Genomic DNA, 20,998 nt, shown 5'->3' with positions numbered 1-20,998 from the left:
ACCATATGGTTGAATCTAAATCTTACGATCTGGATCTTATATTTCAGGCGCTTTCCGATCCTACTAGAAGGTCGATGCTCAGAAGTTTATCTAAAAAAGAACGAGTGATTACTGAAATCGCCGAACCTTTCGAAATGTCTCTTGCTGCCGCTTCCAAACATATTAAGGTTTTGGAAAGGGCTAAGCTTGTTCATCGCAGAAAGGAAGGATCTTTTTCATATTTGAGTCTGAATGGTAAGGCTATGATGAGCGCCGACAAATGGATTGGCTATTATAGAAGATTCTGGAAAGAACAATTGGATTCTCTCAAAAACTTGTTGGAAGGAGAAGAATAATGAAAGCGACCGATTACAAATTAGAGATTTCTCAGTTTATTAAAGCGAATCGAACAAGGGTCTTTGAAGCCTGGATTCGTCCCGAATTGATGAAAAAATGGGGATGTCCAAAGGAATTGACTATCGGTGAGATTAAAATGGATTTTAGAGTGGGCGGAAAATACAGAACCATAATGCTCCGGGATGAAGAGGAGTATATCGCCTGCGGTGAATATAAAGAAATTATAATTAATGAAAAGTTGGTGTTCACGCATGGATGGGAAGGACCGGAAAGAGAGGAAACTTTGGTAACCGTAATCTTCGAAGATAAAGACGGAGGAACAGAGATACTTCTTACGCATGAAAAGCTTTCTAACGAAAGTTCTATGAAAGGACATCGAGAGGGTTGGATCAGTACTTTGCAAAACCTCGAGCTTCAATTTAAGTAAGGATTCGTATGGCTTTAAAAAAATACTTAGGAAGTTGCCGTTGTAAGAAGGTTCGTTTCGAAGTTTGGATTGACCTAACCCAAGGTACGTTTAAGTGCAACTGCACAAGTTGTGTAAAAGCAAGGTTTTGGGGTGCTTCAGCTCTACCTGAAAACTTCAAATATCTGGAAGGTGAGAGCGAGGTAAGTGTTTATTCTACTCGGATAGACGGAATGTTCTGTAAACATTGCGGAGTAGGAATCGGCGGAGGGGGAGACATTCCGGAGGCGGGAGGAAAGTTTATCGCAATCAATCTTGGTGCATTGGATAATTTAGACCCTAAGGAATGGGCCTCAGTACCAGTAAGTTACTTAGATGGGTTACATGATCGCTGGGATAGGGAGCCTGAGTTTATCTCACATCTTTAAAAACTAGTATATTATGGAATTGAAATAAATGCTTCTTGCCAATTCGCTTATCATTTCATGGAATAAGAAATTAGATGCTTATATTAAAGTTTTATTGTCTATTTAACCATTCCAATAAAACTTTTAAGCTTCCCGTAGCTAGGGCAATGCTAGTATCTGCCGCTCCGTAATAAAGATGGATCGTATCCCCGTCGTTAGATAAGGTGCTTCCGCAAGGAAAGACTACTTTGTTCACATCTCCGGATAATTCGTACGGTTCTTCCGGACCGAAAATCCATTCTCTACTTCGTTTTAGACAAAGTTCGGGAGTATTCAAATCGAATAAAGCGAGTCCTAAACGATATATCGGGCCGGAGGCGTTATGACGTACTCCGTGATAGATAACTAGCCAGCCTTGAGAAGTTTCTATCGGAGGAGGAGAAAGTCCGATCTTATTTGCATCCCACCATCCTCCTAATCTTGCTTCCAACATCAGTTTATGATCACCCCAGCGAATTAGATCGGAAGAATAGGAAATCCACATATGGGCTCCATGTAGACCCATAGGGCGATGTACTAATGCCCAAAAGCCTCCTATTTTGCGAGGAAGTAAAGCGGCATCTTTATCTTCCGGTTGCATGACCATTCCATAACGTTCGAATTTTTGGAAGTCTTCGGTAAATGCAAGGGCTACTCCCGGACCTTCTTTGGAATAAACAGTATAAGCGATCGCATATTTACGTAATTCGGGAATATACGTTATGCGTGGATCTTCTATTCCCCAAAGTTCTTCAGGATGATTTTCCGGATCCGCAACCAACGTAGGTTTAGAGTCGATCTTCCAATCGTCGATTCCGTTTTTGGAACGGGCCGTACATAAATGAGATTGTCCGGTTCTATCCTCCGCTCTGCATAATAATAATGTGCTCCCGTCTTGGAGTAAGGTTGCACCTGGATTGAATACACTGTGAACTGGATAAGGCCAGTCGGAAGCGGTTAGGATCGGATTTTTTTGATAACGCTGAAATAGTTCAGGATAAGATTTAAGCATTTAAATTATAATTCCTCATGGATAAACACGTTTTCTGTCAGACGAAGTTCGACTAAAGATTGCAGAAACGCGAGAGTAGATTCTGCACCTTGGTTTTCATTTACACGGTCTGGATGAAGTCCGTCTCTACATCCTCCGGTGGTTGGATCATATACTGGAGTATTCAGATCATTCCGTCCTAAAAACCATTCAAAGGCTGAACGAGCCTCTTTTCTCCAATTCAGATCTTGAGTGATTCGATAGGCCGCCAAGCAGGCGGAAACCATGGCTTGCGCTTCTACAGGTTGTTGGTCGAAGCGGGATTGAGATCCTCCTTTTTGAAAAAAGCCGTTGGAACCGATCGGAACAAAGTAACCGCCTTCTGTTTTAGATCTCTGTAAATCGGCTAACCATTCCAAAGATCCTAATCCGACTTGGATCATCTCTTTGTTCCGTAGAGATTTTCCTGATAATAAAATTGCGTGTGGTATTACCGCATTACAATAACTAAGGCTTCCCTCGAACCAATGCCAATCTGTAGAATTATTTTTTTTATACAGAACCATAAGTCTTTCGGACAATTCTTCCTCTACTCGGCTTGCCATTCTATCTCCTGCAAAACGTTGGAGATATTCATGAATTCCTAATAGAGCGAATGCCCATGCTCTCGGGCTGGAAGTGTTAAGAATTGCAGGAAGAGCCTGTTCGAATAATCTGCCAGCAATACTTGGAAGTTTTGAATCGCCTGCTCTTCCGAGAACCGTTCCAAGCGCGTTAAGAGCGCGGCCATGACTGTCATCGGATCCGCTTGGTTCCGACCAATTGCGTTGGTAGTCCATAAAATTCCTAAATCTTCCCGTTTTTCGATTATAAGAATACCAGACAAAGGCCAAATAACGGAAGGTAAGTTCAAAATTTCCGTTACCTAATTCCTGCATAAGAGTACTGACTAATAAAGCGCGGGCATTGTCATCCGTGGTATACCCTTCTTCATAGTTTGGGATGGTGAAGAATGCGTGTTGGAAAATTCCTGTATCGTCTGTCATACGACGCAAATGATCCAATTTTAAAAGAGGTAACTCTTCGGGACGTTTGTCTAAGGGTTTGATAGGAAAGCCGGGGGGAGAAAAATGTCTTCGTTCTGCTTTTGCTCTTTCGAAACTTTCCTTATAACGCGAGGCCACCTTAGGCCAAATCATTGATCTTCCATAAATATAGGCGCGTTTGCGCATCGCATGTCGTTCTGCTTCATTGTCCAAAAGTTGAATAACTTGATCCGCTAATCCTTCTGGGTCTTTGAACGGAACTAACATACCTCTTTCTTCTGCCAACATTTCTTGCGCATACGAGTACGGGGTGGAGATCACTGCCTTACCTGCTCCTACGGTATAGGCAAGTGTGCCGGAAACAATCTGGGCGGAATCTAAATAGGGCGTTATATAAATGTCTGTAGCGCCAATAAACTCGATCAATTCTTTTAGACTGACGAATCGATTGTAAAAAATTACGTTACCTTCTACCTTTTTTTCGCGAGCCAACCATTGTAGGGAAAGTCGATACGTTTCACCTTCGTTTCGTATAACGTGTGGATGAGTAGCCCCTAGGATAATATAGACGACGTTTTCATGTTTTTTTAAGATAGAAGGTAATGCGGAGATCACATTCTCGATTCCCTTGTTCGGAGATAATAATCCGAAGCTAAGCAGAACTATTTTTCCTTCCACTCCGAACATATCTTTATTAAAACTAGGATCAACAAATGGCACATCCGGAATTCCGTGGGGAATTAGGTCTATCTTATCTTTCTGGATTCCATAAACGGCTGTTAGGAGTTCTGCTCCTCGTTTACTCATAACGACTAGTCGATCAGATATAGCTGCAATTTGTTCCAGTACTTTACGTTGGTCGGGATCCGGTTCTTGCAAAATTGTATGTAAGGTTGTGACGATCGGCATATGCAGATCTCTTAATAAAGCAATAATATGGCTTCCGGATTTTCCTCCGAATATTCCGTATTCGAATTGTAAACAGACTATATCGACATTGTTGACATTCAGGAAATCGGCGGCTCGGTGATAGGATGCTATATCTTTTTCGGTCAATTCGAAGCGCACTATAGGTGGGTAAGGATAACCCGAATCCGTGTCGTTTACTGGAAGCGCAATGCAAGCTATTTCGGAATAAGTTTCTGAAAAGGCCTCGCAAAGATCTGTTGTAAAGGTTGCGATTCCGCACTGGCGAGGAAGATAATTACCTATAAAGGCAATACGATTCAGGGTGGACAGCTCCGGGCTGTATTCCATACGAAATTTCCTCCTGGAATTTAAGGTTTAGAACGACCCAATTCAGAAACAAGGGTCAAGGAGAGGAATATGGAGATACGGCTTTAACGAAGGTCGGTGCGCACTAATATTTTAAGTATATTTAATGTTGTATCTCGGCTTACGCTTGTTTAAGAACGAAGCCGCTTGTCTTGCGCGGCAGATGTGTAGTTGTGACGAGACTTCTTTCGCTACTTTATTATGGCCTTAAAAGACGATCTGTCGATCATAAAACTTATTTCGGATCAAAACAAATCGTTAAGATTTTCCTTATACAGGAAAATCGATCACTATCTTTGTGCCGCTTTCTTTGGGAAACTCTATATTTCCGTTCAATTGGGAAGTCATTAGGCTGACTAAGTGTAAACCTAAGGTTTTCGTAACGGCTATATCGAAATTTTCAGGTAGACCGATTCCGTTGTCTTCGACTGTCAGTTGCAAATTATCTCCGATCTTGTGAAGTTCAATATTGATAATTCCTTTTCGGCCGTTTGGAAATGCGTATTTAACTGCATTCGATAATAGCTCCACAAGAATCATTCCGATAATGGCTGCAGATTTGGCGCTCACGTATGTTCTTTCAATATTTTCGTGGATCTCGATCTTATCGGAAAGTTTGTCGATAGATTCGATTACCTTATTGCAATAAGTCGTAAGTTGTACTCTGTCTATTGATTCTGTTTCATATAATAAAGAGTATAGATCTGAGATGGATTGTACTCTTAAATTTAATTCTTCGAGTGTATTTTTCAGTTCCGCGGAACTGGCCGCTATGGATCGAAGGCTAATCAAGCTTGTGATTAGACTAAAACTATTTTTTGTCCTATGTTGAAGTTCTCGGAGTAACGCTTTTTTATTATCAATATCATTCTCTAGGATTTTTTCGTGCAGATTTCTTTCCGTTATATCTCGTATATTGCACTGGATCACTTTGTCGTTATCTACAAGGTAAACATTGCTCACGAATTCCACATGTAGCATCTCTCCTTCGAAAGTTTCTAAAGGAAGATCACTATATCGTACATATTCCTTATCCTGGAGTTCTTTGAATAGTTGTTTGGAATAATTTATATTTTTAAAGGCGTTGATTTCCCAAATTTTTTTACTAAGTAATTCCTCTTTGGAATAACCTAACATTTGCATAAGGAAAGGATTTACGTCTACAATCAATCCGGTTTTCGCATCCAATATCAAGATTCCGTCTTTTGCCGATTCGAATAATCTGCGGTATCTTTTTTCAGAAAACTCCAATTCTCTCCTTTTGGTTTCGATTTCTAAACTTTTCTTTTTTAGATCCGAATGCGCATCATATAATCTAAAAGCCATCTTAATGGAAGCATCCAGCGCAGCAATGCTCGAATTCTTTACCATATAACCGTAAGTAGTAATATCTTCCGTCATCCTTACTATTTCGCGTTCCACATGGCTGGAAAGAAATAGGATGGGAATATCGTGATTTTTTAGTATATTTCTGGCGACGTCGGTTCCATTCGTCCCTTGCCCTAGATCGATATCCATTAGGATTAGATCAATTATGAGATTCTTGTTTTCGACCGATTTCATCGCTTCTTGCTCGTTTAATGCATGGATTACTTTATATCCGTATTCTTGTAGCTGTGCGGACTCTTTTAAACCGATCAAAGGTTCGTCCTCTACGAGTAATATTGTTTTTTGTATTTGCTGGTTCATGATTGTATTTTTCTTTCCAAATGTTATTTTTCGGACCCTAACGATTGTTTGAGGGATTTCGCGAATGGATGGAGATATCTGATAAAAATTCATTTTTTTAACCCCAAGCGTTCCTACTTATCCTAAAAGGAAGAAGGTCCTTGTGTTAGGTGAGACTCATTTTCTTCCTATATTGTGATGTTTATTTAAAATTTATCAATCATTAACGGAAGCGGGGTCTCTTCCTTGGTGACAACTAACGTTTTTTTATTGATTGAATATTGATATTCAGAAACGTAAAAACCGAATTATTTCGATCTCTATTGCATATTTATGAGAGATTGTGGGTTATATGAGGAATGAAGGTTTTTGGAAATATGGGTGGGGGGTGACCAAGGGGGGAAGGGGCCTTTTGTATCTTATTTGATCGTTTTCGGGTTAAAACTATGGAGGCTTTGGACTGTTCGGTATAGAAGTTGATCTATTTGTTTAGATTAAAATATTAAAATATAATAAAATAATAAAATAACAACTATCTTTCATATAAATATTTTTTTAGGAAACCTGCTTGACTGAAGGATTTTTGAGACTATCCTTTAGGAATGAACATATTAAGTCAAATTCACAATTCGGAGCAGATTCTCATATGGCCTGAGTTCACTTGGGCTTCTACGGTAAACGGTACTATCCTATTATTTACCGTATTGGCAATCGCATATATCTTACATAAGTTGGCCAAGAAGAGGAATGAACGTACCAAGGCTTATAGAGAAAGGATTTTGGCAAAATTGGATCTTAGAGTCTTTCAAAGTAAGGATATAATCCTTTTTCATGAATTTATATACCAGCTTTCTTATACTAAATTACGCAAGATCTCTGAGGATCCTGCCTGGTATGCGAAATATTTCATTGTGGAATTCATGAAATTTTTAGGTGACCATACAAACATTCCTTCATGGAAGATCGTTTTGCTGGTGCAGCTGACGGATACGGCAGTAAGCCTCTCTGAAAACTCGCAACCTGGATATATTCCAGCTATTTTACAGATCAATACCAAGGAAGACTCGGCAATTCTGTTGGAAGTCGATGAGGCGAGCGATATATCATTGGGCAAAAGGATTTCAGGAAAGATCTATGCTAAGAGGGGAGATAATCTTCTTTCTCTTAAGAAAAATCCGAACGTTCAACTGTATTTTCAAAATTGGAATAATATTTGGTTTAAGGTGACTGCTACATTGCGTTCTCATAATGAAATGGGTTTCGATTTGTTTATCAAGGATATTCCTGAGAAAGACAACATAAGAACGACTAATTGGATAGAGGCGCCTCGCGAAAAAAAGTTCGTTGAAACAAAGGTCGTTCAGGAACCTATTGAGCCAGGAGAGATTTACAAAGAATATAAGGATAGCCTTACTACAATCCTAGAGTATTCAAGTGTGGCACCCGATGTAGCTGGACAAATCCGGAATTTGGTGAAATCCTTTATGGAGCACCCTGGATATATTCGCCGAAAACACAGGCAAGAAGATTATAAAATATTAATTCAGTTGTATCGTGCTTGTTTTTTGAAATTTAGATCCCAGACGGAAAATATACCAAAACCGGTTCTTCTTTTTATGTATTTTTTCTTTCTGGATGAAACTTTGGTTTCGGAAAGAAGGATTATCGATTTGGAATCTTCAGTTGCAGCACTGAAGGTGACTTCTGCAACTGCATCCGAATCTAAGTCGAAAATTTTGATCCATCTATTTCCCGACTGGTTAAATCTCGTATTAGGCGGTAAAAGGAATCCATCTAAAAACCAGATGGGCCAAACATACGACCAGGTAGAGAAGTCCAAACTGCTTTGGAACCAAGGAGCGGAAGTCAAAAATTTACGCGATAAGGAATACTTGCTGAAACTGTTGGACTGGGAATTGGATAGCCTTCTTTATATGGGGATACTGGGAATTTCTTTAAATCCGAATTTTGCTTATCCCATTTTGTCTGAAGATCAATTTTACGGAGATACAGCTGGGAGTCTTTTGCATCCTCATAAAATTTCTACAAGTGTAGAAAAGATTCTGAAGATGGACCCTGGACTTTTTAGCAGAGAGGTAAATGCAAATTCTTCTTCCAATCTGAAGATTGTTAATTGGATGCGAAAGGAATATTTTGCCGATTTTATTTTACTACCTTATGGAGGAGACAGGGGAGTTTTATGGCAGGATACTTCCGAAGGGAATATATCTCGTAGCCGACTTCTTTTCCCGACTGTTTTTAAAGAGAACATTGATCTAGCGGTAACAAAAGCGTTAGGGGAGTTTCGTTGGGAGACTGAAAGATCGTTTCGCGGTAGAAAATGGAAAGATTCCCCTCCTGACACTATGACTTCTCAGTATAATGAGTATCTGGAGTATTTTCCTAATAGTCCAAGTTTAACTTTTGAAGCAAAGAAGAAGATCAAGGAACAGTGGACAAAGGCCAGACAGAATATTAAAGATATGTTTGCAGTGGATTACGCGAATTGGATCCTTTACGAACAGATTCCAGGCAGATCAAAATTGAATGCTAAAGTTCGCGAGATCCTGTCAAGATATATCCAATTGAACCTAGCTGCATAAATCCCATTGGGTGAGTCCGGAAATTATGATCCAAATCTGATCTCCGGGCTTGGGAAAGCACCTTGGATAACTTGGAGTTATTGTTCGGGTAAACATCCCGGAAAAACAAACTATTCTTGCCAATTCGCTTATCATTTCCTGGAATAAGAAATTCGATGCCTAAAACGAATTTCGATATTCTTTGGATCATTCTTTCTTCCGGATTGGTATTTTTCATGCAGGCCGGATTTTTATGTTTGGAATCCGGCCTGACCCGAACCAAGAACTCGATCAATGTAGCAATTAAGAATATTACGGATTTCGGAATTGCAACTCTCGTTTTCTACTCAATAGGATTCGGACTCATGTTCGGCACAACCTATTATGGTTGGATCGGAAAGGATATGTTCTTTTCTGATTTTTCAAAAACAAGCCCGGAGATCTCCGTTTTCTTTTTATTCCAACTCATGTTCTGCGGAACTGCCGCAACTATCGTCTCCGGCGCCGTTGCGGAAAGAATGAAATTCGGTGCTTATATTATTGTCACTACCATCATTTCTTCTTTGATCTATCCGATCTTTGGTCATTGGGTTTGGGGAAGGAATCTGCAAGACTGGAATCAATTTACGGGCTGGCTTTCTCATCTTGGCTTTATGGACTTCGCGGGTTCTACTGCTGTGCATAGTGTAGGCGGATGGGTCGGACTTTCTGCGATGATTTTGATCGGGAACAGAACGGGAAAATACGGTAAGGATGGATCTGTCCGAAAGATCACAGGGCATAATCTTCCGCTTGCGATGCTTGGAACTTTGATCTTATGGTTTGGTTGGATTGGATTTAATGGGGGAAGCACACTTGCATTTACCTCCGAAGTACCAAAGATCATCGTAAATACTATGTTTGCTGCTTCCGGAGGAATGGCTTCCAGTTTGATCTATGGTTGGATCCGTTTGAAATATGCAGAAGCTACTCTTCCTTTAAACGGCACCTTGGCAGGACTTGTAGCAATCACTGCTCCTTGTAATGCAGTCAATTCTCTGGAATCTCTTCTCATCGGACTAATTGCAGGAATTTTAATGTTCGAAGCGGGAGTCCTTTTGGACAAACTTAAACTGGACGATGCTGTTGGGGCTATTCCTGTTCATCTTGTGTCGGGGATTTGGGGTACTTTGGCGGTTGGATTTTTTGGAGATCTTTCTATTTTAGATACGGGGTTGGACAGAACTACACAGATCCTTGTGCAATTACTGGGTGTGGTCTCCTGCGCTGTCCTTTCTTTCGGTGTAAGTTATCCGCTTCTTTTTGTGATCCACCGGTTTTATAGCCTGAGAGTTTCTCCTCAAAACGAATACCAAGGTCTGAATTATACAGAACATAGGGCAACTACTGAGTTGATAGATCTGTTCTTGGAAATGGAATACCAAAAACAAACTGGAGATCTAAGCCAGGATCTTTCGATAGAACCGTTCACAGAAGTGGGCCAGATCGCTGAAAGATATAACTTGGTATTAGACAAGATCAGGACAAATATTAAAGAAAAGGAAACGTTGGCTGTAGAGTTGGAACATAACCTAAGCTTACTCCAAAGTGACCTATCTACTGCTCGAAAGATCCAATCAGGTATTATCTCTCAAGAAGATAAACTCACGGGAGAATTGGAAATTACTGTGAGATATCTTCCTCTCACAGAAGTCGGAGGAGATTTTTTCGATATCATGGAACTTCGTCCTGGACTCACTCGGGTATTTCTTGCAGATGCTACAGGGCACGGGGTGCAAGCCGCACTTTTGACCATGGCAATCAAAGCAATTTATGAATCCTTAAAGCGTGGGATTTATAGTGTTACAGAGATCTTGTTTCATCTAAACAATGAGTTCTTGCATACATTCAAAAACTTGAATCAATTCTTTACTTGTATCGTGGTAGATATTGATACAAACCTGAACTTGATACGTTATTCTTCCGCAGGACATGTGCCTCAGTATTTGATCCAAGACCAAGAGATCCATTCCTTAGAAAAAACTGGAAGGATCATGGGTGTGATCCCAAACACTAAATACACTTCCAATGAAATGAAATTCACTCAAGATTCTAAACTAATACTTTTTACGGATGGTCTTTTTGAACAATGGAATTCTCATAAGGAAGAGTTCGGAGAAGAGAGGGTGGAAAAGATCGTAGGAAATCTAAAAGGAATTCCTATGGGAGAAGGAATCGATCAAATATTAAAGAAATTAGATGAATTCTTGGCCGGATCTCCAAAACAAGATGATATTTCCGTCTTAGGGATTAGCAGGAAAACTAAAAAATAGGATTTTTCTTTTTGTTTATAAACTTGTGGAAATTCCATACGTTACTACTTTGCTAATTCTCGAGATCCTATGTTATTTCTTATCGTTAAATACGCAGTGACTTCTGCACTAGTAGTTTTAATTTCGGAAATCGCCCGAAGGAACGATCGTTTAGGAGCCTTAATCGCTTCTCTTCCTTTAGTGACCATTCTTACTTTACTCTGGTTGCAGTTCGAAAAGACAGATCCGGAAAAGATCTCTAATCATGCATATTATACTTTTTGGTTTGTGATCCCTACCTTACCGATGTTCTTGGTGTTTCCTAAGTTATATTCCACATTTGGCTTTTGGTTTGCACTTGGTTCTTGTGTGCTCTTAACTGTTTTGCTTTTTATTTCTTTTAATTACGTTCTTGAAAAATTCGGTATCAAACTTATTTAAGAGCCTGTTCCGGGCACTTGAAGCCGGTCGACGGAAGAAATTACTTCTTGCTCATGAATATACAAATATAGAATCAGTTTTGCCAAACAAATAGAGAAGAGAATCATGCCTCCTAAAAAATCAAACCGACCCAGTCCTGGGAATTCACTCGCAATAGGTAGGTCCGCCGAAATTTCGGAATACGGACCGAGTAAGATCCTAAAATTATTTTTTAAAGAGATCCCTGCCTCTGAAATAGATACCGAATATTCTAATTCTGTAATCGCTTTTTCTACAGGCGCCACCTCTATGAAATGTTATGAGAAGGTCAAGGTCGGGGATAGACAAGGATTGATCTTTGATAGACTGGATGGGATTTCTCTCACCAAACTTCCAGATAAAAAACCTCTGACTTTTTTCAGTCTTTCTAGAATACTTGCAGATCTTCATCTGGATTTGCATAGTAAACGAGCAAAGAAGTTGAAGGATATCAGATCGGAAGCGGTTAAAACTCTTTCAAAAGAACCTCTTTCTTTTTTAAGTAAAGACGAGAAGAAGATCGCAAAAGAATTAATAGAAGATTTGCCGGAAGGATCCTCCGTTCTACATCTGGATTTTCATCCAGAAAACGTGATCGTCGCAAATGATTCATTTGTAATCATAGATTGGATGACTGCTTTAAAAGGGGATCCGGCTGCAGACGTAGCCTCGACCGTTTTTCTATTTCAAGATGCGGAACTTTGGCCGGGAACTCCGTTCTTAAAAATTTTATTTTATACTGTAGTTAGAAAGTTCATCTTAAAGGGTTACCTGAAAAGATATCTTTCCGTTTCCGGAATGGATTGGAGAGAAGTAGAAAAATGGAGACTTCCTATATTAATTTTTCGTTTAGGACTATGGAATATAGAAAGTGAAAGGGCTGCCCTGCAAAAAGAGATTAGAGAGATAACTACTTCTTCTAAGGCAGGTAAATGAGTCCTCAAAAATTGGAACGATTTATCGAAAAAGTAGGCGAAGAGGCCTATTTTGATGTATTGATCATAGGCGGTGGGATCACGGGTTCTGCCTTGGCCTATGAGGTGGCGAGTAGGGGACTTTCTGTTTGTTTGGTCGAAAAAGAAGATTTCGGCGGGGCAACGTCATCTGCCACAGGAAAACTGATCCATGGTGGATTAAGATACTTAAAACGTTTTGATCTATCGTTAGTCAGAGAGGCTCTGAAAGAAAGAAGGATCTTATCCAATATCGCTCCCAACCTAGTCTATCCTTATCCGATGATCCTTCCGAATCCTGGTCTCTTGGAAAGGATTGGTCTATTCGTATACGATCTACTTTCCTTTGATAGAAACTGGACCTGGGACAAATCCAAAAGGATCCCTGCACATAAAAACCTTTCTAAAAAGGAGGTCCAAAGCAGGGGTTTGAGTGGTATGGACTCGGCGATCTATTTTTATGATTGTATCATGCCCAGTCCGGAAAGATTGACTTTAGCCTTTCTGAAATCGGCAGTCCAAGAAGGCGCATCCATTTCTAATTATACCAAAGCAGAAGAATTGATCTTCGAGGGCAACAGAGTTATCGGAGCCCTGGTCAAAGACACCATTCATAATAAAAACGTAAAATTAAAAGCTTCCGTGACCGTTAACGCCTCTGGGCCTTGGAGCCAGGATTTTCTGAACGGAACCAAAAAGATAAAAGTTCCGGTCCCTAAAACAAGATCCGAAGGGATCTATCTTATCACCAAAAAATATTTCGACACCATGGTGCTTCATGTAGGAAAAAAAGGGCATTTCAGTTTCGCTCCTTGGAGAGGGAAAAATATGATAGGCCCTACAGAAAAAGCGTACTATGGTCCTGTGGAAGATTGGAAACTTTCTCAGGAAAGTATTTTAGAATTTTTGGAATATATCAATTCCTCCGGTCTACTTTCTGAAAAATTAGAACTAAAGGACGTGGAGTTTGCTTACGGCGGACTCAGACCTCTTGCAGAAACTGGAGCAGAAGACAAGGGAACTTATTCTGCTTCTAGAAAATCGGAATTACAAGATCATTCTAAAGAGGGAATAGAAGGGCTGATCAGTGCCGGTGGTGGAAAATATACTACTAGCCGACATTTCGCAGAGAAAATATTCAAACTCATACACAAGAAATTCTCTAGAAATATCGGACCGAGTGTCTCTAAAAAGAAATTCCTAAAAGGATGCGAGATTTCCGATATACGATCTTATTTAGAAAATGCTAAAACTTCTTATCCTAATATTTCTGAAAACACAATAGAATACCTGGTTCGGCACCATGGAACGGAATACGTGTCTATTTTAGAGTTAGCAAATACTTCTACACAGTTATCGGAAGTATTGGACGAAGATGGAGAATTAGCAGCCCAAGTTTTATACGCAATTCGTTTCGAAATGGCGACGAACCTGCAGGATATTTTCCTAAGGCGAACTGGACTTGGAACTGTTGGACTTCCTTCTGACGAGATACTCTCCAAAGTGGCAGAGATTGCAGGCAAAGAATGGAACTGGTCTGTAGAAAGAAAATCGGAAGAGATCCAAAAGCTAAAAAGAAAACTACTCGTTTGAGGGATTCGGATTTCGCCCGATTGGTAAATAAATTGCTTTGCAATCGAAAGCAGTTTGTCTAAATTACTTATCGAATGTCCGGACTTTCTTCCTTGTTTCATAATATTAAAAATTTATTATATATTTCATTTGCTTCCTTTCTTATAAGTTGCGGGGCTATTTCCACCGAGAATCCTTGTGATCCCTCAAGTAATGCTTTTTTAAACACCCAACTTTTAAAATTCCTTCTAAACGATACGAGCTCCACCTGCGGTGGAGTGGTCGGAAATTCCTGTAGTATTTTTAAGAACGGAGAAGCGGCTACCATCGTTATAGGCCAATCGGATTTTACGGATAGCAGTTCTTTTGGAACAGCCCCCAATCAATTCCGATCTATTTCCGGAGCCACAATGGACGTTCAAGGGGGGCTTTGGATAACTGATTCTTATGGCGGTCCTTCCGATGCCAGGATCATGCATTTTCCATCACCTTTACAGACTAATGCGAACGCAGACATTATACTTACTGCCTCCCCAATGGAGGCGAGACAAATCGCCATGGATTTAAGCGGCGGGATCTGGGTGGTTTCCGGAACTACTTCAACTGGGAATGCTGTTCAGCATTATGCTCCTGGAATGAGTTCTGGAGATTCGCCTGATATGATGCTTGGAACTGGAGTATCCTCCCGGACTATAAACACCCTGAGTAATCCCTACGGGGTTGCAGTAGGCCCAGGCGACAGAGTTTGGGTTGCGGATTATTTCAATAATCGGGTTCTAGGTTTTTCACCGCCATTTACTTCAAGCCAGGATGCTGACCTGGTAATCGGCGCAGATGACTTTACGGCCGCCGGAGGCGGAGCCGCGTCGAATACCAGGTTTACCAGTCCTACTGGTGTTGCAACGGATTCAGTGGGAAATCTCTGGGTCTCAGATTTTGCAAATAATCGAGTTCTTCGATTTAGCCCTCCTTTTACAAATGGAATGCAAGCAAACATGGTTTTAGGGCAGCCCAACTTTTCTGCCTCAAGTGGAGGAACAAGCCGCTTTGCCTTAACGGGCCCGAATGGAATTAGCATCGAGCCAAATGGGGCAGTTTGGGTAGCCGATACGAATAACGGAAGGGCTGTTCGTTTTTCCCCTCCGTTTACCATTGGGCAAGGAGCAGACAGAGTATTAGGTAAACCTGATTTTACTTCGGTCTTTAACTCTGCTGTTACTGCAGAAAATACGGGAAGTGTTGTTTCTGTGGCAGTTGCCCCTTGCGGTCTATGGGTAACGGATTCTTTCAATAGGCGAGCCCTCTTTTTTCCTTAAAGTTTTATGGGCGAACCCGCTTCGCGGGCCGAGCTATTCGCTACAATCTGCGAAGCACCACAAGCGGTGCATCGCAGTATTTTCGCTAATATCTCTTTCGCTGTTCGAAAATTATCTTCTAAAATTATAATTTTCTAATACGATTGCGATCCCTTGTCCTCCTCCTATACAAAGGGAGGCAACTCCATACTTTAGATTTCTACGTTTTAATTCATAGGCGAGTGCCAGGGTGACTCTTGTTCCACTTGCACCCAGAGGATGTCCTATAGCGATTGCCCCTCCGTTCACATTTGTTCTTTCGGGATCTAATCCCAATTCTTTGATCACGGCTAGGGTTTGAGAAGCGTAGGCTTCGTTGATCTCAAATAGATCTATATCCTTTAAACTAAGTCCTACATTTTGTAACGCTTTCGGAATGGCAAATACGGGACCTAAACCCATCATTTTAGGGTCACATCCTATATTCGAATAACCTAATATGGATGCCAAAGGTCTTGTTCCGTTCTCTTTTGCCCAATCTTCGGAAGCAAGTAGAACGGAGGATGCTCCGTCATTGATCCCGGAAGCATTTCCTGCTGTGACAGTTCCTTCTTTCAAAAATGCAGTTGGTAGATTTTTTAATTGTACTACACATTCTTCACCTCGGATCTGTTCGTCCTTATCCACTACGACTGGTTTTTTTCCTCCGGTTTGGACTGGGATCATTTCGGAGGAGAAGGTTCCGCTCTTTGTGGCCTTCTCCGCTCTTACTTGTGAAATTCCGGCCCATTCATCCTGCTCCGGTCTGGAAATTTTAAAATGTTGAGCGATATTTTCCGCCGTCATTCCCATGGTCAGGTCCGCAAAACAATCTGTAAGGCTTTGGGCTAATCTATCTTCTGCGATCGTATCTCCATACTTGTTTCCCCATCTGGCGCCTTTTAATACGAAAGGAGCGTTACTCATTGATTCGGTTCCTCCTGAGAGGACCAATGTATTTTCTTTAGATAGAATTTTACGTGCTCCTATTAGGATACTTTCTAGTCCGGAACCGCAAAGTCTATTTACGGTAAGTGCACTCGATTGCTCGGAAAGACCTGATCGGAGAGAAATATGTCTGGCAAGGTAAGCAGAGTCTTTATTGTCCTGTATTACATTTCCATAAATCGCTTCTTCAATTTTTGAAGGATCCACGCCTGTTTTGCGAATGGTTTCTTTGGCGGTGATCACCGCCAAATCTGAGGAGCTATAATCTTTTAATCCTCCGCCGAATTTTCCAAAAGGGGTCCTCGCCCCGTCTACTATGACTACCATTTTTCCTCCTAGTATGTTGTATATACACTATATTGCCTAAAAATATTTTCTATTATATATTCTTTTAGACTTAGTTTTGAGCTTCCAATACTGGGATTTTTCTGACTTCAGAGAGTATCTTTAGGGTTTCTTGGAATTTAGGTTTTCCCAATAATTTAGTGATCTCGTTCTGAGCTTCTTCCCAAAGTAGGATTGCTTCCGCTAATTTAGATCCTCCCTTTTTAGTGAGAGAAAGATTTCGAATATTCCCAGCCTCTTTTTTTTCGATCCGGATTAGACCGTCCCGCTTTAGGATCTCTAAACTTCTTTGCAGGGTAGTTCTGTCTATATCTGTGAGTCTAGAAAGATCAGTGATGCTACATTCGTCTTCATATCCTATTCCGACTAAGATGCTGAATTGTGTGATCCTAAGACCGGAAGGTCTGAGTATGGAATCATAATAAGATGTAACCAACCTTGCTGTCCTTCTTAAGCTAACATTTAGGCAAGATAGTCCTATTTTTTTGAGTTCGGAAGGGGAAGGGCTATTTTTCATATCTTCTAACCAAATGGTGTGTATGCACTATCGAGGGGTCAAGCTTAAAAATTCGACTGGATCGAGGGTTATTGCCTCAATGCAGGGAATTCGTGAGTTTCTTTTGGTCCATTCTCCTTTATGATCTTATAAGAAGAATCTTTTTCTTCAAGAATGGATTCATCCAAGAGAGATCTGAATGCTCTACTTACCGATTCAGGAGTGGTGCCTATTAATGATGCCAATTGATTTTTAGTGATTGGAAGTGTGATAAATTTCTGAATGGCTCCGCATTCTTTTAAAAAATTCAAGATCCTGTCTTTAACAGAGAGATGAAGATTCTCTACCAGTTTTTTTCTGAAATAGTTGAGATGCTGGATAGTGACCGCTGAAAATAAATAGAGTGCTTTATTGTTTTCGAATAAGAAGGAAGTGAATTCCCTTTTAGGATAGTAGGTCAATTCGCCGTCTTTTAACGCTTCACAGAATGCAGGATAAAAACAGGGCTCTTGCGGTTGAAAGATCGGATGAGAAGCGATCAATTCTCCTGGATAAAATACTTTTAGGATGGCTTCTTTTCCATCCGGAGATAAAGAATATACTTTAAAGATACCTGATATGATCTCGAAGAATCCATCGTAAGGATCTCTTTCGCCAAACACTACTTCGCCTTTTAAGATCTTTTTTCGGATACCGATAGATGAGATTTCGTTTGGGAATTCTCTTTGGATTTCGGCCCAATGATCACTTGCTTGAACGCTTAAAGTTTTAGTCATAACGACTGTTTTATATTGTCTTTTCTGAATAATTCAAGCCAAAGATTCTCAAAATTTTCTTAATATGTTTGATCTATATCAAGGAAATTTTTTGAAATATCGCCCAGAATGCTCTCCGATTTCTAAATCACTGTTTACTGCGAGCTCGCGGTTTTTTTTGAGATAAGGATTAAGGTATGCTTACAAAATTTCAGGCGAAATTATTTTTCCTGGTCGGGACTTTTTTATTTTCCGCAGTTTTTCTGATGCTTACATATGATTCCTTAAAGTACGTTTACTCTTCTCCTTCTTCTCGAACCTTGAGCGAAGAGGTGATCCGAGGTAAAGAACTTTGGGAAAAAAATAATTGTATGGGATGTCATACAATTTTGGGAGAAGGAGCGTATTACGCTCCCGAATTGACAAAGGTATACGAAAGAAGAGGTCCAGAATGGATCCGCGTGTTTTTAAAGGATCCAGAGGCGATGTATCCTGGAGAAAGAAAAATGGTAAAGTATGATTTTTCGGAATCTCAGATCTCGGATATTATCGCATTCTTGAAATGGAATGGAGAGCTGGATCTAAAAGGTTTTCCTCCTAAGCCGGAATATAAAACTTCTACCCAAATCGTAAATTCTGAATCTGCTTCTGTCACTCAACCAGAAAAGTTCAAACAGATCTGCACCGCTTGTCATTCCGTTGCCGGTTCCGGAGGGAATGTTGGTCCTGCTTTGGATTCAGTCGGAAAAAAATACGATCTGGCATATCTACAAAATTGGTTGAAGGATCCACAAAAGGTCAAGCCTGGCACAGCAATGCCTAAACTTCCGCTTACGGATAGTGAGATCAAGGATCTGTCCTCTTATCTCTCTCAGTTGAAATAAACAAATAGGATTAGAATATAACGGTTTCTTTATGAAGTATAAATCTCAAAAAATTGCGTATTGGTTTTTTGCCACCTGCATGCTCTTATTGTCCTTGCAAATAATTTATGGGTTCGTGATGGGATTTGCCAGAATGGGATTCGATGTTCTCCATGATTGGATCCCATTCAATGCGGCAAGGGCTACGCATACGAATTTATTGGTGGTTTGGCTACTGACAGGTTTTATGGGCGCTGCTCATTATATTATTCCAGACGAATCTGATAGAGAGATCTATTCCGAAAAACTTGCCTATATTCAATTAATCTCTCTCATCTTGGTCGGAGTGGTGTCCATCATAGGATTCCATTTTAATATTTGGGAAGGAAGAAAGTTTTTAGAGATCCCACGGCCATTAGATTATCTGGTAGTCGTTAACGTTCTATTATTTCTTTTTAATATAGGAATGACCGTCTGGAAAGGGAAAAGATATACTACAACAGCTCTGGTCCTATATTTCGGTCTTTTTTCCGCCGCACTTTTGTATCTTCCTGGAATGATCCAATTTAACAGCCAAACGGTGGATTCTTATTTCCGTTGGTGGGTAGTCCATCTTTGGGTAGAAGGAGTTTGGGAATTGATCATGGGAGGGATACTTTCCTTCCTTCTTATCAAGCTTACGGGAGTAGACCGTGAAGTTATCGAAAAGTGGCTGTACGTGATCGTCGGTTTGACTTTCTTATCCGGGATCTTAGGAACAGGCCATCATTATTACTATATTGGAGTTCCTGAATATTGGAAATGGGTAGGGGGATTCTTCTCGATGTTAGAGCCACTTGCATTCCTTGCGATGGCAATGTTTGCGATCTCTATGTATCGAAAAAGTGGAAGGAACCATCCGAATACGATCGCTCTTTTTTGGACGATCGGAAGTGCAGTCATGTCTTTTGTGGGAGCAGGGTTTTTGGGATTTGCACATACTCTTCCTCAAGTGAACTTATACACTCACGGGACCTTGATCACAGCTATGCATGGGCATCTCGCATTTTGGGGAGCTTATGCAATGATCGTCTTTGCTATCTTGACATACGCAATGCCTTTACTTACTGGCAGAAAACTTTGGAATAATCCTACCGGACTTTTTGCATTCTGGGCTTCTAATATAGGAATGTTGGGAATGACCGGTGCATTTGCTGTGGCGGGTATCGCACAGGTTTACTTGGAGAGAAAACTCGGATTAGACTTTTTGACTGTCCAAAAAGAGATCCAAGTTCACTTCTTAGGTTTAGTTTTGGCCGCACTTGTGTTTACTGCCGGGATTATTGCATTCATTATAAACTTCATACGTTTTGGAACACCTACAGACGAGGCCCTGGGTGCGGAACAAGCTTCGGGAGATATTTCTCTTGCCCGTAGATCCTAAAACAGATCATAAAAATGGAATGTATTCTGGAGAAGGGGAAGTCCCTTATTATAGACCGATCGGGCAGGAGATAGAGATATTCGAACACGCGTATAAGAATAAACTTCCTATCCTGCTCAAGGGCCCCACTGGTTGTGGCAAAACTCGCTTTGTGGAATTTATGGCCTCTAAGTTGAGTCTACCTATGACAAGTGTATCTTGTCATGAGGAAACTTCTGCAGTGGATCTACTCGGACGATTTTTGATCCAAGGTTCCGAAACAGTCTGGCAGGATGGACCTTTGACGAGAAGTGTTCGGTCGGGAGGAATATTATATATAGATGAAATAGCGGAGGCAAGGCCTGATACGATCGTATCTATCCATCCTTTAACGGACCACAGGAGGGAAATCTATATAGATAGAAAGAATGAAAATTTAAAAGCACCAGATTCGTTTGTTTTGGTTGCTTCTTATAATCCTGGTTACCAAAGAGGTTGGAAGGAATTAAAACCTTCTACAAGACAAAGATTTATATCCATACAATTCGATTATCCAGATAAAGAAACGGAAATAGAGATATTGAGTAAAGAGACTGGAGTTTCTTCTTCCATTTCTTCTAAGTTAGTAAAACTCGCCGAGAAGATCCGAAATCTGACCGAGTTGGGATTATTGGAATCCTGTTCCACAAGGCTACTCGTTGATGCGGCAAAATTGATCTCTACCGGATTACCTTCTCGTCTGTCTTGCGAAGTTGCCATAGTGCAACCATTAAGTGATGATCCGGATACGATCCGTTCCTTAAAAGATCTTGTCTCTTTGATGATCTGAT

At 40.5% G+C, this 20,998-nt stretch carries 19 protein-coding genes; 12 read left to right on the top strand and 7 right to left on the bottom strand.

The window, feature by feature from the left end; genetic code table 11:
- Positions 1-5: 5 nt before the first annotated feature.
- The 3 genes from LPTSP_RS07715 to LPTSP_RS07705 are packed head-to-tail and all read left to right on the top strand — an operon-like array spanning position 6 to position 1,170.
- Positions 6-335 carry an ArsR/SmtB family transcription factor gene (locus tag LPTSP_RS07715; protein WP_108928246.1) on the top strand — a complete coding sequence of 110 codons (330 nt, stop codon included), beginning with the start codon at positions 6-8 and terminating at the stop codon, positions 333-335.
- Complete coding sequence (locus LPTSP_RS07710) at positions 335-763, top strand: SRPBCC family protein (RefSeq protein WP_108928245.1); 429 nt, start codon at positions 335-337, stop codon at positions 761-763. The genes LPTSP_RS07715 and LPTSP_RS07710 overlap by 1 nt, the downstream gene beginning before the upstream one ends.
- A gap of 8 nt (positions 764-771) precedes the next feature.
- Positions 772-1,170, top strand: coding sequence for a GFA family protein (locus tag LPTSP_RS07705; RefSeq protein ID WP_108928244.1), 399 nt, complete (start codon positions 772-774; stop codon positions 1,168-1,170).
- A 91-nt stretch (positions 1,171-1,261) separates the two neighbouring features.
- Here the strand turns inward: LPTSP_RS07705 and LPTSP_RS07700 are convergent, their stop codons facing one another.
- The 3 genes from LPTSP_RS07700 to LPTSP_RS07690 all read right to left on the bottom strand — a co-directional run bounded on the left by LPTSP_RS07700 (position 1,262) and on the right by LPTSP_RS07690 (position 6,189).
- Entirely contained in the window at positions 1,262-2,200 is a 939-nt protein-coding gene (locus LPTSP_RS07700) for a glycoside hydrolase family 130 protein (protein ID WP_108928243.1), read from the bottom strand.
- Positions 2,201-2,205: 5 nt separating this feature from the next.
- On the bottom strand, positions 2,206-4,482 hold the full coding sequence (locus LPTSP_RS07695) for a glycosyltransferase family 4 protein (protein ID WP_108928242.1): 2,277 nt from the start codon (positions 4,480-4,482) through the stop codon (positions 2,206-2,208).
- 288 nt (positions 4,483-4,770) lie between these two features.
- Positions 4,771-6,189, bottom strand: a complete 1,419-nt coding sequence (locus LPTSP_RS07690) for a PAS domain S-box protein (protein WP_167396421.1) — start codon at positions 6,187-6,189, stop codon at positions 4,771-4,773.
- 581 nt (positions 6,190-6,770) lie between these two features.
- Between LPTSP_RS07690 and LPTSP_RS07685 the strand changes: the two genes are divergently transcribed.
- From LPTSP_RS07685 to LPTSP_RS07665, 5 genes are all read left to right on the top strand, one after another.
- Positions 6,771-8,771, top strand: coding sequence for a hypothetical protein (locus LPTSP_RS07685; RefSeq protein ID WP_108928240.1), 2,001 nt, complete (start codon positions 6,771-6,773; stop codon positions 8,769-8,771).
- Between the two features lie 155 nt (positions 8,772-8,926).
- A complete protein-coding gene (gene amt, locus LPTSP_RS07680; protein ID WP_108928239.1) occupies positions 8,927-11,062 on the top strand; it encodes an ammonium transporter in 2,136 nt (711 codons plus the stop codon).
- 69 nt (positions 11,063-11,131) lie between these two features.
- Entirely contained in the window at positions 11,132-11,482 is a 351-nt protein-coding gene (locus tag LPTSP_RS07675) for a DUF3147 family protein (protein ID WP_108928238.1), read from the top strand.
- Between the two features lie 105 nt (positions 11,483-11,587).
- Complete coding sequence (locus tag LPTSP_RS07670) at positions 11,588-12,436, top strand: phosphotransferase family protein (RefSeq protein ID WP_108928237.1); 849 nt, start codon at positions 11,588-11,590, stop codon at positions 12,434-12,436.
- Positions 12,433-14,046, top strand: coding sequence for a glycerol-3-phosphate dehydrogenase/oxidase (locus tag LPTSP_RS07665; RefSeq protein WP_108928236.1), 1,614 nt, complete (start codon positions 12,433-12,435; stop codon positions 14,044-14,046). Before LPTSP_RS07670 ends, LPTSP_RS07665 begins: the two co-directional genes overlap by 4 nt.
- A gap of 97 nt (positions 14,047-14,143) precedes the next feature.
- On the opposite strand, the gene LPTSP_RS19250 is transcribed toward LPTSP_RS07665, so the two are convergent.
- On the bottom strand, positions 14,144-14,407 hold the full coding sequence (locus tag LPTSP_RS19250; RefSeq protein WP_245915508.1) for a hypothetical protein: 264 nt from the start codon (positions 14,405-14,407) through the stop codon (positions 14,144-14,146).
- 28 nt (positions 14,408-14,435) lie between these two features.
- On the opposite strand from LPTSP_RS19250, the gene LPTSP_RS07660 reads away from it, so the two are divergent.
- Entirely contained in the window at positions 14,436-15,341 is a 906-nt protein-coding gene (locus LPTSP_RS07660) for an NHL repeat-containing protein (RefSeq protein WP_245915507.1), read from the top strand.
- 111 nt (positions 15,342-15,452) lie between these two features.
- Here the strand turns inward: LPTSP_RS07660 and LPTSP_RS07655 are convergent, their stop codons facing one another.
- The 3 genes from LPTSP_RS07655 to LPTSP_RS07645 all read right to left on the bottom strand — a co-directional run bounded on the left by LPTSP_RS07655 (position 15,453) and on the right by LPTSP_RS07645 (position 17,924).
- Entirely contained in the window at positions 15,453-16,634 is a 1,182-nt protein-coding gene (locus LPTSP_RS07655; RefSeq protein WP_108928234.1) for a thiolase family protein, read from the bottom strand.
- A gap of 70 nt (positions 16,635-16,704) precedes the next feature.
- Positions 16,705-17,169 (bottom strand): MarR family winged helix-turn-helix transcriptional regulator, encoded by a 465-nt coding sequence (locus tag LPTSP_RS07650; protein ID WP_108928233.1) that lies wholly within the window; start codon positions 17,167-17,169, stop codon positions 16,705-16,707.
- Between the two features lie 68 nt (positions 17,170-17,237).
- Positions 17,238-17,924 carry a Crp/Fnr family transcriptional regulator gene (locus LPTSP_RS07645; RefSeq protein WP_108928232.1) on the bottom strand — a complete coding sequence of 229 codons (687 nt, stop codon included), beginning with the start codon at positions 17,922-17,924 and terminating at the stop codon, positions 17,238-17,240.
- 176 nt (positions 17,925-18,100) lie between these two features.
- Here LPTSP_RS07645 and LPTSP_RS07640 point away from each other — a divergent pair, with 176 nt between their 5' ends.
- Genes LPTSP_RS07640 through LPTSP_RS07630 form a run of 3 tightly spaced genes read left to right on the top strand, consistent with a single transcriptional unit; the run spans position 18,101 to position 20,997 of the window.
- The gene (locus tag LPTSP_RS07640; RefSeq protein WP_108928231.1) at positions 18,101-18,787 is read left to right on the top strand and encodes a c-type cytochrome; all 687 of its coding nucleotides are present in this window, start codon (positions 18,101-18,103) and stop codon (positions 18,785-18,787) included.
- 31 nt (positions 18,788-18,818) lie between these two features.
- Positions 18,819-20,189 (top strand): cbb3-type cytochrome c oxidase subunit I, encoded by a 1,371-nt coding sequence (locus LPTSP_RS07635; protein WP_108928230.1) that lies wholly within the window; start codon positions 18,819-18,821, stop codon positions 20,187-20,189.
- On the top strand, positions 20,173-20,997 hold the full coding sequence (locus LPTSP_RS07630) for a CbbQ/NirQ/NorQ/GpvN family protein (protein WP_108928229.1): 825 nt from the start codon (positions 20,173-20,175) through the stop codon (positions 20,995-20,997). The genes LPTSP_RS07635 and LPTSP_RS07630 overlap by 17 nt, the downstream gene beginning before the upstream one ends.
- Position 20,998 lies beyond the last annotated feature (1 nt).

Origin of the sequence: Leptospira johnsonii (genome assembly GCF_003112675.1) — a bacterium.
GTDB lineage: Bacteria > Spirochaetota > Leptospiria > Leptospirales > Leptospiraceae > Leptospira_B > Leptospira_B johnsonii.
Note: the sequence above shows the minus strand (reverse complement) of the source record. Positions and strands in the feature narration are given on the sequence as shown.

Excerpts from the sequence above, each read along its gene's own strand:
- LPTSP_RS07715 (WP_108928246.1), top strand. The coding sequence starts at position 6 with ATGGTTGAATCTAAATCTTACGATCTGGATCTTATATTTCAGGCGCTT.
- LPTSP_RS07710 (WP_108928245.1), top strand. The coding sequence starts at position 335 with ATGAAAGCGACCGATTACAAATTAGAGATTTCTCAGTTTATTAAAGCG.
- LPTSP_RS07705 (WP_108928244.1), top strand. The coding sequence starts at position 772 with ATGGCTTTAAAAAAATACTTAGGAAGTTGCCGTTGTAAGAAGGTTCGT.
- LPTSP_RS07700 (WP_108928243.1), bottom strand. The coding sequence starts at position 2,200 with ATGCTTAAATCTTATCCTGAACTATTTCAGCGTTATCAAAAAAATCCG.
- LPTSP_RS07695 (WP_108928242.1), bottom strand. The coding sequence starts at position 4,482 with ATGGAATACAGCCCGGAGCTGTCCACCCTGAATCGTATTGCCTTTATA.
- LPTSP_RS07690 (WP_167396421.1), bottom strand. The coding sequence starts at position 6,189 with ATGAACCAGCAAATACAAAAAACAATATTACTCGTAGAGGACGAACCT.
- LPTSP_RS07685 (WP_108928240.1), top strand. The coding sequence starts at position 6,771 with ATGAACATATTAAGTCAAATTCACAATTCGGAGCAGATTCTCATATGG.
- amt (WP_108928239.1), top strand. The coding sequence starts at position 8,927 with ATGCCTAAAACGAATTTCGATATTCTTTGGATCATTCTTTCTTCCGGA.
- LPTSP_RS07675 (WP_108928238.1), top strand. The coding sequence starts at position 11,132 with ATGTTATTTCTTATCGTTAAATACGCAGTGACTTCTGCACTAGTAGTT.
- LPTSP_RS07670 (WP_108928237.1), top strand. The coding sequence starts at position 11,588 with ATGCCTCCTAAAAAATCAAACCGACCCAGTCCTGGGAATTCACTCGCA.
- LPTSP_RS07665 (WP_108928236.1), top strand. The coding sequence starts at position 12,433 with ATGAGTCCTCAAAAATTGGAACGATTTATCGAAAAAGTAGGCGAAGAG.
- LPTSP_RS07660 (WP_245915507.1), top strand. The coding sequence starts at position 14,436 with ATGGACGTTCAAGGGGGGCTTTGGATAACTGATTCTTATGGCGGTCCT.
- LPTSP_RS07655 (WP_108928234.1), bottom strand. The coding sequence starts at position 16,634 with ATGGTAGTCATAGTAGACGGGGCGAGGACCCCTTTTGGAAAATTCGGC.
- LPTSP_RS07650 (WP_108928233.1), bottom strand. The coding sequence starts at position 17,169 with ATGAAAAATAGCCCTTCCCCTTCCGAACTCAAAAAAATAGGACTATCT.
- LPTSP_RS07645 (WP_108928232.1), bottom strand. The coding sequence starts at position 17,924 with ATGACTAAAACTTTAAGCGTTCAAGCAAGTGATCATTGGGCCGAAATC.
- LPTSP_RS07640 (WP_108928231.1), top strand. The coding sequence starts at position 18,101 with ATGCTTACAAAATTTCAGGCGAAATTATTTTTCCTGGTCGGGACTTTT.
- LPTSP_RS07635 (WP_108928230.1), top strand. The coding sequence starts at position 18,819 with ATGAAGTATAAATCTCAAAAAATTGCGTATTGGTTTTTTGCCACCTGC.